Annotated in this window: 5 protein-coding genes; 2 read left to right on the forward strand and 3 right to left on the reverse strand. The window is 43.5% G+C overall.

Annotated elements, in window-relative coordinates; translation table 11 throughout:
• Window positions 1-106 precede the first annotated feature (106 nt).
• From FKX85_RS10845 to FKX85_RS10855, 3 genes are all read right to left on the reverse strand, one after another.
• Window positions 107-847, reverse strand: coding sequence for a 4'-phosphopantetheinyl transferase family protein (locus FKX85_RS10845; RefSeq protein WP_141614752.1), 741 nt, complete (start codon window positions 845-847; stop codon window positions 107-109).
• Between the two features lie 500 nt (window positions 848-1,347).
• Window positions 1,348-5,385 (reverse strand): non-ribosomal peptide synthetase, encoded by a 4,038-nt coding sequence (locus FKX85_RS10850; RefSeq protein ID WP_141614753.1) that lies wholly within the window; start codon window positions 5,383-5,385, stop codon window positions 1,348-1,350.
• 10 nt (window positions 5,386-5,395) lie between these two features.
• Complete coding sequence (locus tag FKX85_RS10855) at window positions 5,396-12,070, reverse strand: polyketide synthase (RefSeq protein WP_229239827.1); 6,675 nt, start codon at window positions 12,068-12,070, stop codon at window positions 5,396-5,398.
• A 551-nt stretch (window positions 12,071-12,621) separates the two neighbouring features.
• On the opposite strand from FKX85_RS10855, the gene FKX85_RS10860 reads away from it, so the two are divergent.
• Both FKX85_RS10860 and FKX85_RS10865 read left to right on the forward strand, forming a co-directional pair.
• The gene (locus tag FKX85_RS10860; RefSeq protein WP_141614754.1) at window positions 12,622-14,091 is read left to right on the forward strand and encodes a DUF5687 family protein; all 1,470 of its coding nucleotides are present in this window, start codon (window positions 12,622-12,624) and stop codon (window positions 14,089-14,091) included.
• A gap of 5 nt (window positions 14,092-14,096) precedes the next feature.
• The gene (locus tag FKX85_RS10865) at window positions 14,097-14,816 is read left to right on the forward strand and encodes an ABC transporter ATP-binding protein (protein WP_141614755.1); all 720 of its coding nucleotides are present in this window, start codon (window positions 14,097-14,099) and stop codon (window positions 14,814-14,816) included.
• Window positions 14,817-14,888: the final 72 nt, after the last annotated feature.

The following is a 14,888-nucleotide window of genomic DNA, read 5'->3' on the forward strand; positions in this document are numbered from 1 at the left end:
ATAAAAAAAATCGTGGCAATCCGTGTAATTCGTGGACTTTCTTCCAATGAATTTGATTGCTTGCACAATTCCGTATAATCACATTAGGGGTTTAGAGAATTAACTTTTACACATCAAAAAAACGAATTTTTCGATATTTTACAGGAAATGATAAGCTGATAAAATAGGTTTCGTCCATCAACAAGCTTTTGATTTTCCAATCCGAGAAACCACCACCTACTTCATATGGGATATATTGGGTGCCATCCAGGCAATTGATCGTATGGAGGTTGTCCACCATTCCTACTGAGGTGGCTTTCAGCAGAGACTCTTTTCTGGTCCAAAGTTTATAGAATTCATGACGGGGCGAATAAGCATTTTCTATAAAATGTGTTTCGGGCCTGGTGAAGCAGTTATTGATCAGCGACAGAAAGTCAAAATCCCTGTCCACGTGTTCGATGTCCACCCCCAGTTCATCAGGGCAAAAACCAAAAATCACCCAGTCTCTAGAGTGGGAAATGTTAAAATGAATGGTCCTGTCTCCTTTTAAGACCGGTTTTTTATTGATGCCCTCCATAAATTCAATTTCCATAGGGGGTTTGTTAAGGTACTTTGACAGCAGGACTTTTAGATACCCTTTACCAATGATATACCTGATCCGGTCACTGTCCCGTTGGTACCTGTTCATTGTTGTGAGTTCTTGTTCTGTAAGGTATTGTTGCAGAGGGGAGAGCTTCCCCATTAGTTCTTTTACAGAAATTCTCCAAAGGTCTATATGATCATCGATCAAATAGTTCGATTGTTGGTTCCAGTTGGGAAGTAAAACGGTGCTGCAATGAATCTTACTGATATATAGTTGGCTATTCATAGGGCACGTTTTATTCTCCTGATGTGTAAATTGTAAACAACGTTTTCGCTATTTATCTTGCAGTTAATTCTTAATTGGGCAGTTGAAATACTGTTTACTATATTAGCGTGTAGGGTAGTTACTTTATTCATTTTTTATTTGACATTTTCCATAGCAAATGGAAGGTCTTGACAATAAGCAATAAATTGCTGTGGCCTTTTTGACTTCACCACTTTATTCCTCCAATGGTTTTTGTGAAGTCAGAAAGAAGATACGCTCCCTTCTTTTGCCCACATTAATCAAAAGTAAATCTAGTTATTTTTTAAATCAATAAAAATGTATTTTATATTAAAAAAAATGAATTTAAACTAAATGTAGTTGAAAGGATACATTACAGCAACTATCCATGGTAAATAGTGTATAACAACAAGAAAAAATTATCTTTTATATAGAGATAGTTCTGTGTAAACGATGAAAAGTGGCATTCGTCTCCTGAAGGAATGCCACTTAACCACGATAGTCTATGTGATACCGTCCAGGGTTTCCTGGAGTTTACTGGCAAATGGAGCTACAAATGGAGGCTCGAACATGCTGTTATGATCTCCATCTATATCGATTACTTGGATAGCATTTACATACGGAGCCCATCCATAGTATTTTTCTTCTTTCACTGGAGCCAGTTTGATCCTTGTCCTAAAAAGTATCAGGTCAGCGTTTATAGGACGCAGGGAGTAGTTGAGCATAGAAGCCTTATTTATTTCTTTTATTTTTTTTATGATAGCGGCTCGGTCATAAGGGGATCTGTCTTTTTGAAGGCCTATCTTGGTTAATAGGTTTTCGGCTTTCCGTTTGATCATCCTTCCTTTAGTGGTTCTGAAAGTATTTGGGGCTTCTACCAGAAGTTGCATTTCCACTTTTCTTTTGTTCAATTCCTTCGAAATCATTTCCAACAGTCCTGTTTTGACTTTCTCTTCATCCTCCGGTTCCACGCTCGTGTCGAAGATGATCAATTTGCCCAAGGCTTTGTTTTTTTCAATTAGTTGCCGGGCCATTTCAAAAGCCACATAGCCACCAAAGGAATAGCCTCCGATATGATATGGTCCTTCAGGATTGTGCTGGAGGATTTCATTGACATAGTGTGCAGCGATATTTTCCAGCCCTGAGTTTGGTGTGTCAATGCCATTTAACCCCTTCGCTTGAAGACCAAAAATGGGTTGGTCCTTATTCACATGCTCGATGAGTTTGTAGTAGTTGGTAATATTGGCAGCAACACCATGAATGACATAGATGGGTGGTTTGCTGCCATCAGGCTTGATCGGAACTAGGGAACTCCATTCTTTCCTTATCTCTTCAGTTTTTTCCCGGTTTTCCAGAAGGGCAGCAAATGCCCTTACGGTAGAATGCTTAAATATCGTCGTAAGGGGTAATTGTGTGTCGATTTTTTTATCCAGTGAACTCATGACTTCCACCGCAAGGATCGAGTGCCCTCCAAGCTCAAAGAAGTCATCATCCAAATTGATATGGGTCAATTGTAGGCTTTTCTTCCATATCTCACCAACGAGCTTTTCATTTGTAGACCACTCCGGATGGTCTGCTGTAGGATTTGCCAAAGTCTTTGATGTCGGAAGGGGCAGGGCTTTATGGTCTATTTTTCCATTAGGCGTGAGTGGGAACTGCTTCATGACCACCCAATGTGAAGGAAGCATGTATTCCGGCAATTTTGCTTGGATATTTGCTTTCCACATTTTCTGGGTTTCATCCGATATGGTTGAAGCTTCTTTATGTGTATTAGCAGTAGTACAGGTCACATAGGCGACCAGTTGCTTATGGCCTTGCTGTGATTCCTGTAGCATCACATAAGAAGCCATGATCCCTTCCAGCAGGTTGATCTGCTGTTCTATTTCTCCTAGCTCAATGCGGTGCCCTCTTATCTTGACCTGGTTGTCAATCCTCCCCAAACACATCAGTTCACCATTGGCCTTAAACTTCCCGAGATCGCCTGTTTTGTACATTAATTTACCGGTATTATCAAAAGGGTTAGGGATAAATCGTTCCTGCGAAAGGTCAGGTTTTTGCCAATATCCCAGTGCTATGCCATCTCCGCCAATATAGATTTCCCCGACCTCGCCAATATCCACCAGTTGCCGGTGTTCATCAAGTAAATAGATCTCTGTATTATTTATGGGGGTGCCTATAGAATCAAAATCATCCGGTGCTTCAATGAGCTTCAGGCTGGATTGAATGGTCGTTTCTGTGGGGCCATAAGCGTTCCAGATTTCCTCTGTAATGGGCAGTAATTTTTCGACAAGGCTTCTTTGGAAGGGTTCACCTCCGGAGATGATCTTTAGCGGCAATGGATAATCCCATCCCACCTGAACCAGCATCTGATAAGTGGCCGGTGTAGAAAACACCCTGGTAATGTTTTTTTCACGAAGTGCCTTCAGGAGCAGCCTACCATCCTTTAGGGTAGGAGTGTCGGCGATGACCACCGTAGCACCGGCCACCAAAGGGCCAAAAAGCTCCATACCCGCGACATCAAAGGAAATCGTGGTAACTGCCAATACGCGCTCTGAATAAGAAATCCCAGGGCGGTCTTTAAGACTGTAAAGAAGGTTGGTGAGATTTTGATGGTTGACTTGTACGCCTTTGGGCAAGCCTGTTGATCCGGAAGTGTAAAGGATGTAAACGGGGTCATTCATCTGGATATTTGCCTCCTGATAGGTGTTGGGCAAGGTTTCAAAAATCCGATGGAAGTCTTCCATGAAAACCAGCTGCACTGCGGCTGGTGGAATATTCTTAATGGAGGTGGTCGTGACGATCGCTTTGGCACTGGCGTCCATTAGCATGTGGTGGATGCGATCATGCGGCAACTCAGGATCAATAGGGATATAGGTCACCCCTGACTTGATAATTCCCAAAAGCCCAATGACCATGTCTGCTGATCGAGGCATAAAAAGTCCTATTCGATCACCTTTTTTAAATTTTTTGCTTTGTAAAAATGCAGCAAATCTGTTGGATTGGTCTTCTAGCTCCTTATATGTGATCAGCTGATTTTGGAATTCTATGGCTGTTTTAGTAGGAAACTGATTAGCCATCGCGTGCACCAATCTGGTGAAAGGAACATTCTTAGGGTAGGCATGTTCGGTGTGATTCCATTTTTCATAGAAGTGGACAAGTTTGACAGGGTCAAAAAGGTAAATGTCTCTCAATAGCGTTTCAGGATGGCTTACTACCGTCTGAAGGAGCCGATTAAATTCCTCCATCATCCGAACGATGGTAGCTTTTTCAAAAAGGGTCGTGCGGTATGACCATTCAAACTGGTAGGAGTCCTTACAGTTAGTCAGGTTTAGTGCCAGTTCAAAATTATCAAAAGCCCTAGGGTTACTGATCAGCTCATGCTCAAGCCCGTAAAACTGGACGAGTGAATCCATCCCCATGTCCAGATTGAAAATCACGGGCACCAAAGCCGTCCTCGAGAGGTCTCTTTTACGATTAAGTTTGTTTAGCAGGCTACTATAAGTGAAAAGCTGATGGTCGTAGCAGTCGAGTATTTCCTCGTTTCGCTGCTTTAAGAAAGAACGGAATGAGGTATTGTTGTCTACCTTACTCTTCAGTGGTAAAAGATTGACACAGTGTCCCACAAGGTTAAACAGGCCAGTAGCGGACTGTCCAGCTGCCGGAATACCTAGGACTACCTCCTGGTGCTGACTTTTCTTCGAAAGAAACAGTTCAAACGCAATAATAAAGGTGTTGACAAGCGATACGCCTACAGACTTGCCAAGTGTGTGGATTTGATCGATTTGGGTTTTGGGTGCTTTAAAATCCAGCCGTTCGCTTTTGTACTCTTTTAATTCGGGACGTATGTGGTCAATCGGAAGCGAAAAATCTTCTGTTTGATGGTTGAATTTTTCTAGCCAAAATGAAATGGTATCAGCATGTTCCGGCATGCTTTCCAGTGCAGTAATTTGCTGGCAGTAATCACTGAGGGGATTGACCACCGGTAACAGGGAAGTAACCTGCTGAACTTTGGCATTGTAAATTTTACAAATATCTTCCAGTATCACTCCAAGTGACCACCCATCGCCGATGATGTGGTGGATAGTAAGGGTAAAACAATGCTTCGAAGGACAAAATTTGTGAAGGGCCATCCTGAACAGTGGGCCACTTTCCAGGTCAAAAGCGGTAAGGGAATCTTCACGTTTAAATTGGTCAATGTACTCGGAAGCGGTCGTGGTATCCAGGGAAGAGATGTCTTGGGTGTGTATTGAAAAAGGTATTTCTTCCTGAATAAGGATTTGTTGACCGTCGATGGCAAATATCGCCCTTAGAGCTTCGTGACGTTTGATGACCTCTTGGAGAGCTTCCAGGAAAGATGACTGGTCAAGTTTTCCCTTTAATACCAAAGAGATGGACTCATTATAGGCTCTGTTGGCATCGTCTCCGCCGATTTTACAGGCTAGCCAAATTTCACGCTGGGAGGTGATACTGGCATAGGCTTTCTCAATGGGGCATCCAAAGGGATCGTAATCAACAACTTTATAGGTTAAATCCGGATTCATGGCAAGGGTGTTAGGAGGTTATAAAAGCTAGCTGTAGGTATTTTCCAGGGCGATGTGGGTCAGGGATAAACCAGGCAGCCTTTCCTTCCTGGGTTTGTCCTAGCTTAGCACCCGGAACGGGAGGTTGATTTTTGGAGATTACCTGAGGGGAGGGATGCACGCTTTCAGAAAGACCAGGGACGATATCATCCCAAAACGTTGCTGAGGCGAGCTGCTTGAAGCCGCTTTTGATCACCTCTATGATTTTATCAATATCCTCATCTTGATATGCAGCAGTGGCAAAGCATGGGAACCCATCGTAAATGTGGAGTCCTTGTTCTCTAAAAGTGGCAAATAACAACTCCGTGTAAGGTAGCTCTTGCTGGAACTTTATTTTCCACAAAGAACCAAAATTGGCCACATATGCTGGAATCTCATGGTCTTGGAAGAATTCGTTCAACCCGTCCGCTAGCCGTTGGATTTTGGCTGCCAGGTTTTTTTGGAGCTTGCCATTGTCTTGTTGGATATGCTCTAGGGAGGCTTTTGCGGTGGCCAGCGCCAGCGGATGGCGTACGAAGGTACCGGCAAAATAGGTGACTCCTATCTCGGGAACGGACGCATCTCCGTATTGCCAGTGGCCACCATCCAGGGCATCCATAAAAGCGGTTTTTCCGGCAATGACTCCGATGGGCAATCCTCCACCTACGACTTTTCCGTAAGTCGTTAGATCTGCTTTGATGCCAAAGATGGCTTGAGCACCTTGAGGGTGCATCCTAAAACCAGTGATCACTTCATCAAAGATCAATGCCGAGCCAGAGGCTGAGGTGATCTCACGGACTTTTTTAAGGAATTCTATTGGTTGGAATTCCGGCCTCCTGCTTTGGACAGGTTCCACGAGCACCGCAGCGATTTCATCTTTTTTTTCTGCTATTATTCTAAGCGTTTCTTCGGTGCCATAGTCTAGGATGAGGATGTTTTCGACAGCTTCGGGCATGATGCCTGCAGCGGCAGGAAACGAGCTTAGACTTTTGGTTCCTCGTACGATTACCTCATCAAAGATTCCATGATAGGATCCGTTAAAAGCGACTACAAGTGATCGCTGGGTGATGGTACGGGCAATTCGCAAGGCGCCCATTACGGCTTCAGAGCCGGTGTTGCACAAGGCTGATCGGTCGTGGCCGGTGATGTCACAGATAAGCTTACATACTTCGCCGGAGAGCTCATGCTGCGGGCCTATTTCATACCCCTTATCAATCTGAGCTTTTAGTGCCTCATCGATAAAGACTGGCTTGTGCCCAAATAAAATAGAGCCAAAACCATTCAGGATATCCAAGTATTCATTGCCATCAATGTCCCAGATCCTGCTTCCTTTTGAGCGGTTTACCACCAGGGAATAGACCGTTTCTTTGATGCTGGGATTAAATCCACTTACCACTCTTGGGTCAGCCATGTGGCGCCTGTTTTTTTGGGTGTAAGCTTTACTTGAAGCTGTTTTTGAGGTGTACCTTTTGGTAAAATCAGTAATAAATTTTTGCTGCTTTTCAGGGAGCTTGTGGTCTTTTTTGTCAATTCTGGCGGTGGCGCCAAATGGTTTTTTCAGGTTTTCAACCTCTTCTTTCGTTAACTTGATTTCTGTACCATTGGTATTGACAGGTGCATTGACATGGCCATTTCCATTTAGATGAGCGCTTGGCTGCTGAGCTGTAATAGGGATGGGGGCGCTTTGCAGAAGGGCCAGCTGCTTGGATAGAAGCTCTAGCTGTTGGCCAATTAAGCCAATGGCAGACTGGTGGTGTGCCGAGGGATAGGAGGCTGGTGGCGCAATAGCTTGGGTGCTTCCGTTTTCAGATGGGGGAGCAGGTGGTGATGATGGAGAGGAAATGGACTCCGGAGCAGGTTGGAATTGATCAGTAGGAAGTCCTTGATCCAAAAAGTCCACTAGGGCGTCTACAGTGTTGATGTGGGAATTTAGCTGCCTAAAAGAAATTGGTAGGCCAAATTCTTTTTTGAGGGCAAAAGATAACTGTGTGAGCAAGAGCGAGTCTAATCCCAGTTCCAAAAATGAGCTGTCACCGGATTGGGAGCTAATTTCCAGACCAGAGAGACTTTCCAGGACTCCAATGGCTTTATTGCGAATAATATCAGTTCTCATATGCTTAGTAGTAGTTTCTTTTTTGTTAAATCTGGTAGAGGTTTGGGTAAGCTGTTGTGTAGTGAAATCCTTTGGGAGCGGATCGATCCAGCACCTTTTACGATCAAATGCGTAGGTGGGGATATCATCTAATCGGTTGCGTTTTTGGCCGGAATAGAAGCGCGCCCAGTCTGGCTGAATGCCGGCTATGATCATTTTTCCCAAATTATCCAGCAGTTCATGGTAGTGGTTTTTTTCACTTTGGCGATGTATGCTGTTGACAGCAGCGGCATTTTTAGCCTGGTGTTGTTGTTTGATGAGAGTGCTGAGAACATTTCCTGGCCCTATTTCCAAGAAGACGGTGTTCGGGTCGTCAGCTAAAAGGTGTTCGATCGCTGGTGCAAAAAGCACAGCCTTTCGTAGGTGGTCTGTCCAGTATTGAGTGGAAGTAGCTTCTTGGTCCGTAAGTGGCTGTCCCGTGACCGTAGATATCATGGGAAGCAATGGGGGATTTAATTTTATCTTTTCTACTTCCTTGCCGAAGCTATCAAGCACTGGATCCATCATGGAGGAGTGGAAGGCGTGGCTGGTAAACAGTTTTCTGTATAGAATGTTTTCCTGATCCAGTTGTGCGCTGATCTTAGTAATAGCTGCCGATGGGCCGGCCAGCACGCATAAATTGGGAGCGTTTATCGCTGCTAAAGAAATATCTTCCCTAATCAGGTGTTCCAGCTTGGCATATGGAGCCCTGACTGATAACATGTCACCATTGGGTAAGTCGGCCACTAATTGTCCTCTTATGGCAACTAGCCTTGTGGCATCTTCCAAGGAGAAAACACCTGCCAAATGAGCCGCCACAAATTCGCCGATGCTATGCCCGACCAATGATGATGGGGTGAAGCCCCAAGCCATCCACTGCTGTGCCAGTGCGTATTCAATGGCGAAAATGGCGGGTTGTGTATACCGTGTGTTTTTTAATATGGCTTCCGCCTGATCTGTTTCCGCTGCCGGATAGATGATATCCAAAAGAGGTTTATCCATAAAGCCATCAAACAAAGCAGCACAATGCATCAATGCTTCCCTAAAGACCGAAGCAGATTCGAATAGATCTTTGCCCATGTTCAAGTACTGGGCACCTTGTCCTGGAAATACAAATACTGTGTTTTGGGGCAATTGTTTAATTGCTTTTTTTCTCGTTGATGCGTCTTTTTTGCTCTCCAGTTGGAGAAGAAGATCATCCTTGTCCTTAAAGGAGAGATAACTTTTATGGGGAAATTGCCGGAGTTTGGTGTTAATGGAATAGCTTAGGTCTGCCAGGTTTAGGGAAGATGCTGATTGTACATACCTATGCAATTTAGCCTTGTATAGTTCCAGGCTGTTTTCTGTTTTTGCTGAGAATGATAGTAGGTGATAAGGGGATGTGGAGACATCCGAAATTTCATGTACATGCTGATATTCTTCCAGGATGACGTGCACATTGGTTCCCCCGATACCAAATGAGCTGACGCCAGCCCTACGTGGAAATTCACCTTTCCAATCTGCAGTCGCTCCATTGATATAAAAGGGGCTGTCTTTTAGGTCGATTTGCGGGTTTAACTGCTTAAAACCCAGCGTGGCCGGGCGTTTTTGGTGGTGCAGGGAGAGGACAGTTTTGATAAGTCCCGTGGCGCCTGCTGCAGCGGTGAGGTGGCCGAAATTGCTTTTGATAGACCCGATACTACAAAAATGCTTGTTAGGATGCTTTCCAAAAGCCATTTTCAATCCCTCAATTTCGATAGGGTCACCCAATGGAGTGGCAGTGCCATGCGCTTCTATATAGCCTATGGAGGCAGGAGATACCTTGCCGTCTTGCAGGGCAGCTTTGATGACATCTGCTTGGCCTTTTATGCTTGGGGCAGAGAAACTGCCTTTGGCATTGCCGTCATTGTTGATGCCAATTCCTTTGATGGTGGCATAGATTTTATCCCCATCTCGGATGGCTGCATTGAGGTCTTTGAGCATGATGGCAGCTGCACCATCGCTAAATATAGTGCCTGAGGCCGTGGCATCAAAAGGCTTACAGTGGCCGTCTTTGCTGAAAATAGCACCTTCTTGGTATAAATGTCCGCTTTTGATCGGAGCGGTGATGGTACTTCCTCCGGCGATGGCCATTACACATTGGCCAGCGCGGATACTTTGTACCGCTTGGGCGACAGCCAGCAAGGAGGTTGAGCAAGCAGAATAAACACTTATCGCTGGCCCGGTGAGGTCAAATTGGTAAGCAGTACGGGTAGCGATATAGTCTTTTTCATTCAGTGTCATGATCTGCAGGGCGCCATTTTGCTCGATCAGATCTGGGTTGCTGAGGAGGTTTTTATAGTAATAGGTATTGTTATTTGTACCTGCAAATACCCCCGTCTTGTAAGGCGAGTCCGAAGTTGTTTGCTGGGTCTTCTCCAAAAGTTCCCAGGCCACCTCCAGAAACAGACGTTGCTGGGGATCCATCAAGGCAGCTTGATTTGGCGTAATGCCAAAAAAACTGTGATCAAATTTATCTGCATTTTCGATAATGCCTCGGGCTTTTACATAATTTTTATCTTTCCTGAGCTCTTCAGGGACCAATGAATCCAATTCCTCGTTTGTGAAGTGGGTAATGGATTCTTTTCCCTGTATCAAGTTTTCCCAAAAAGTGGCGATGTCTTCAGCTCCTGGAAATCTACCTGCCAGCCCCACGATAGCCACCGCCTTGGATGAGGAAGGTGTATCAAGGGTGTTTGTTCTGGAAGATGACTGGTCGTCTTCGCAAAGGTATGCCGTCAGCTCCTTAACAGTAGGGTACTGGTAAATACTAGTGACAGCGATTGTCAATCCAAGTGCTATACGTATGTCATTAGACAGTTTTTGCACCAGTAGGGAGTTGCCTCCAAATTCAAAGAAGTTGTCAGAAGTGCCTATTTTGTCAAAATGAAGTGCTTTTTGAAAGAGCAGACTGAGTTTTTTTTCAAGCTCGGTTTTGGCAGGAACAATAGGGGCTTCGATATTTTCACGCTTATTGATGGGGTCGGGAAGCAACTTGCGGTCTATTTTTCCGCTGGTTGTTTTTGGGAATGCTTCCATTTGGAAAAATATGGTCGGTATCATGTATTCAGGCAGGCTCTTCGCCAAGTGATCGATCAGCTGCTTTTGTGATGGCTGTTGATTTTCTGAAGGGATATAATAGGCTACCAAGTATTTTTGTCCATCATCATAGGTTTTTGCAAGTACAGCGACTTGGTAGATAGCTGTAAATTTGCCCAGAATCGCTTCCACTTCCCCGAGCTCGATGCGATGGCCACGGATTTTGACTTGATCATCACGGCGACCAAGGAATGTTACCTCTCCGTCGGCACTGATTTTAGCAATATCCCCCGTTTTATATGCCCGCAGTGAAGGCTTGTCCGGTATGGTAGACAGGGTTTTGAACTTTTCTTGCGTAAGATCAGGGTGATTTAGATAGCCTGAAGCCAAGCACACTCCAGCAATGTAGAGTTCACCTTCCTCATCATAGGGGACTAGTTGGTCGTTTTCGTCCAAAATGATCAATTCGACATTGTCTATGGAATAGCCAATGGAAGGCAGTGCGGGCCAGTTGCTAATGTATTGTGACTTGAGGGCCAACTGGGATACCACATGGGCTTCTGTGGGACCGTATTGGTTGAAGAGAGTGGTGTTGTTAAGGTTGCTGAAGAAGTGTTTGACCTGGTTAGTGATTTTAAGCTGCTCCCCAGCGGTGATCACTGCTTTTAAAGACGTCGGGTACAGCTCATGCGTTACGGCAGTATGTGCCAGCGACTGAAGGCTGACAAAAGGTAGGAACAGCCTGTTGATCTGATTTCTGTCAATGAGCCGTAGGAGGGCAAGTGGGTCTTTCACCGTTTCTTCATCCACCAAGTGTAAGGTTCCCCCTGTTGTCAGGGTGCTGAAAATTTCCTGAAAGGATACATCAAAGGTGAATTTTGAAAACTGAAGTGTACTCGATCCCCGAAGCTTATCAAACTGCTTTTCTTGCCATAGTAGCAGGTTGACCAAGGCGTTATGAGGCATACAAACACCTTTTGGTTCTCCCGTGGATCCAGATGTGAAAAGGATATACGCTGTGCTTTCAGGTGAAAAGGTAATGGCAGGTGCCAAAATAGGATACTTGGAGGAGATTTTTTCCAAGAGATCAATTTGCAGTAATCTTGCTGACGTTTCGTTAAGATAATTGTTGTCACTGATCAATACTTTTGCTTCTGCAGCTTGACAGATATATCTTTTACGCTCTTCTGGAAAATCTGGAGCGATGGGTACATAAGCTGCACCACATTTTAAAATAGCCAAAATCGCAACAACCATTTCTTTGGATCGATGAGCACAAAGTGCCACCTTATCACCAGGAGATATGCCTTTGTCCATCATCAAATGTGCCAGTTGGTTGCTATCATCATCTAATGCTTGATAGGACATGTGACTGTCTGCAAATGAGATAGCATCTAGTGTGGAGGCATCAATTGCTTGTCGCCTAAAAAGATCGACAAGGGTCATCTTGGGTATAGGTATCGTATTATCGGCATTCATGGCTAAGGAGTGTAGTTCTGGGACGCAACTACTTCTGAAATGTGAGGTAGTGGTGTCCTGTGGTTAAAATTAAATATTTTAAAACAAATAAAAATGTATTTTGAATAATAAAAAATGAATAAAGAATAATTTTTATAAAAATAGGATTTTAATGAATGCGATCTTTTATTTTGTATAATTGGTTTTATATTGATAAAAACGAAATATTAATAAAATATGATATTTTATGGTGAGAATTTGTAATATTTACAAGTGTTAAGAAGTGTGATTGTTTTGTTAAGTGGCTATTTATCAGAGATGTAAAAGGATAGAGTAACAGATGAATATTGATGGTTCTGAAATGTTTTTGCACGTTGGTTGTGTGTTTTAATCAGTCTTGGTGAACTTGGTTATGGAATTTTATTTTGTATCTTACTTCGAAAAGATATTAGCTAACTATTGACTTATTTTAACTTCCACATCGATGTGTTTTGTTAAACTTTTTAAGTTTAGAAAATATTATTGACGTTTGTGTAAACTATCAGTATCATCACACCCAAAGGATTTCATTCATGATTAAACATCTTGTAATACTTCAATGGAAATCGTTTTTTAGGTCTGCAGCTTTTTCTTCAAACCTGGCCATTAAGATTTTGATGGGATTTGCAGCATTGTACATGATGCTTAGTTTCGGCTTCTTGGGAGTGGCGACATTTTACATCTTGGAGAAGATGGACCTAAATGCCTTTGATATGGTCAACAGGCTGTTGGTTTATTATCTCGTTTTTGATTTGATAGTCAGGTATATGCTTCAGAAGATGCCTGTCGTGCAGATAAAACCATTGCTTTTTTTGCCCATAAAAAAATCGACTATAGTCCAATATAGTGTTTGGAAAACAATATTGTCATTCTTTAATATTATCCACGCTTTTTTCTTTATTCCCTTCGCGGTGGTCTTGGTCATAAACGGATATGGGACAGTATCTGTTGTTATGTGGTTATTAGGTGTTTATGCGCTGTTGTTGGCCAATAACTTCATTAATATTTTTTTGAATGGCATAGATGCAGTGCTTTTTTCAGTTTTAGGTATTTTGGCATGTTTAGGATTGATGCATTATTATGGTCTATTTGATATTTCTGTGTATACCGGTCCTTTGTTTCAGTCCCTCTATGATGTGCCCGCTTTGGCATTGATACCTCTGGCATTAATGGTGGCCGTTTATTGGATAGCGTTTACATATTTCAGGAAGCGACTTTATTTGGATGCAGGGTTGTCCATCAAGCAAAAGGAAGCAAAATCCGAAAACTTGGAATGGCTGGATCGATTTGGAAGTATTTCGGTATTCTTAAAAAATGACATTAAGCTTATCAAAAGGAACAAACGCTCGAAGACTACCGTGCTGATGAGTGTCATGTTTCTGTTCTATGGTTTGTTGTTTTTCACCAATGCCATTGATGCGTATCAGGGGCCAGCTTGGAGGATTTTTGCGGCACTCTTTGTGACAGGAGGGTTTCTGTTCAGCTTTGGCCAATATGTGCCCAGCTGGGACAGTTCCTACTATCCCTTGATGATGAGCCAAAACATCCGCTATCGGGATTATCTTAATGCCAAATGGTGGCTGATGGTGATGGCAACAGTGGTTTCTACGATTTTAGCATCTTTCTATGCGTATTTTGGATGGGAGGTTTACTTGGCCATTCTGGTAGCAGGGATCTACAACATCGGCGTCAATTCCTACATGGTCCTGTGGGGGGGTGTTTATGTGAGAACTCCCATTGACCTTTCCAGCAATAGGGGAGCCTTGGGCAGTTCCCAGGCCTTTAATGCCAAAACGTTACTGTTGACCATTCCCAAATTGCTCGTTCCGATGATTTTATATGTGATCGGACACGTTATTAAAGGCCCTTATCTGGGCTATTTGTTGGTGGTGGTATCGGCCGTCCTTGGGTTTGCATTCAAGGAAAAGGTGTTCAATTTGATTGAGAAAAATTATAAAACAGAGAAGTACAAGACCTTGGCTGCTTACAAGCAAAAAAGCTAGTGATTATGATAAAAATAGAAAATCTATCTAAAAAATATGCAGAAGATCCTGTGCTGGATATTGATGCTATGGAGATTCCTTCTGGGGAGATTTTTGGCCTCGTGGGAAACAATGGTGCTGGAAAGACCACCCTCTTCAGTTTACTGCTGGACCTCATTATGCCGAGTAATGGAAAAGTATTGAACAATGGCGTCCAAGTGAATGTCAGCGAAGACTGGAAGCCCTTTACCGCTGCGTTTATCGATGAGAGTTTTTTGATCGGGTACCTGACGCCTGAAGAATATTTTTATTTCATCGGAGAGTTGCGTGGGATGAACAAACAGGATGTCAGCGAGTTTCTGGTGCCTTTTGAAGATTTCTTTCATGGAGAAATCCTTGGAGGGAAAAAATACCTTCGGGACCTGTCTAAGGGGAACCAAAAGAAAGTGGGCATCGTCGCTTCATTTTTGGGCCATCCCAAAGTGATTATCCTTGACGAGCCCTTTGCCAATTTAGATCCCACTACCCAAATTCGACTCAAAAAGATCATTGCCCAATACAAGGACGATGCAGAAGTGACTTTGTTGATCAGTAGTCATGATTTGCTGCACGTGACAGAAGTCTGCCAGCGCATTGTAGTACTGGACAAAGGCAAGGTGGTGCGCGATACCAAAACATCCAATGCTACCCTTAAGGAATTGGAAGGGTTCTTTGCTGAAGAGATCCAGTCTACTGAAGGAGAGTAGGGGAGGCGGTGATCGGTCATCAGGGCGAATGACACATGTATGTCAATTACCAATGACTTAACCAACTCAACT

The sequence above is a fragment of the Echinicola soli genome, from assembly GCF_006575665.1.
GTDB lineage: Bacteria > Bacteroidota > Bacteroidia > Cytophagales > Cyclobacteriaceae > Echinicola > Echinicola soli.

Bases quoted from the DNA above. Each gene is read 5' to 3' on its own strand.
- FKX85_RS10845 (WP_141614752.1), bottom strand. From the start codon at position 847: ATGAATAGCCAACTATATATCAGTAAGATTCATTGCAGCACCGTTTTA.
- FKX85_RS10850 (WP_141614753.1), bottom strand. From the start codon at position 5,385: ATGAATCCGGATTTAACCTATAAAGTTGTTGATTACGATCCCTTTGGA.
- FKX85_RS10855 (WP_229239827.1), bottom strand. From the start codon at position 12,070: ATGAATGCCGATAATACGATACCTATACCCAAGATGACCCTTGTCGAT.
- FKX85_RS10860 (WP_141614754.1), top strand. From the start codon at position 12,622: ATGATTAAACATCTTGTAATACTTCAATGGAAATCGTTTTTTAGGTCT.
- FKX85_RS10865 (WP_141614755.1), top strand. From the start codon at position 14,097: ATGATAAAAATAGAAAATCTATCTAAAAAATATGCAGAAGATCCTGTG.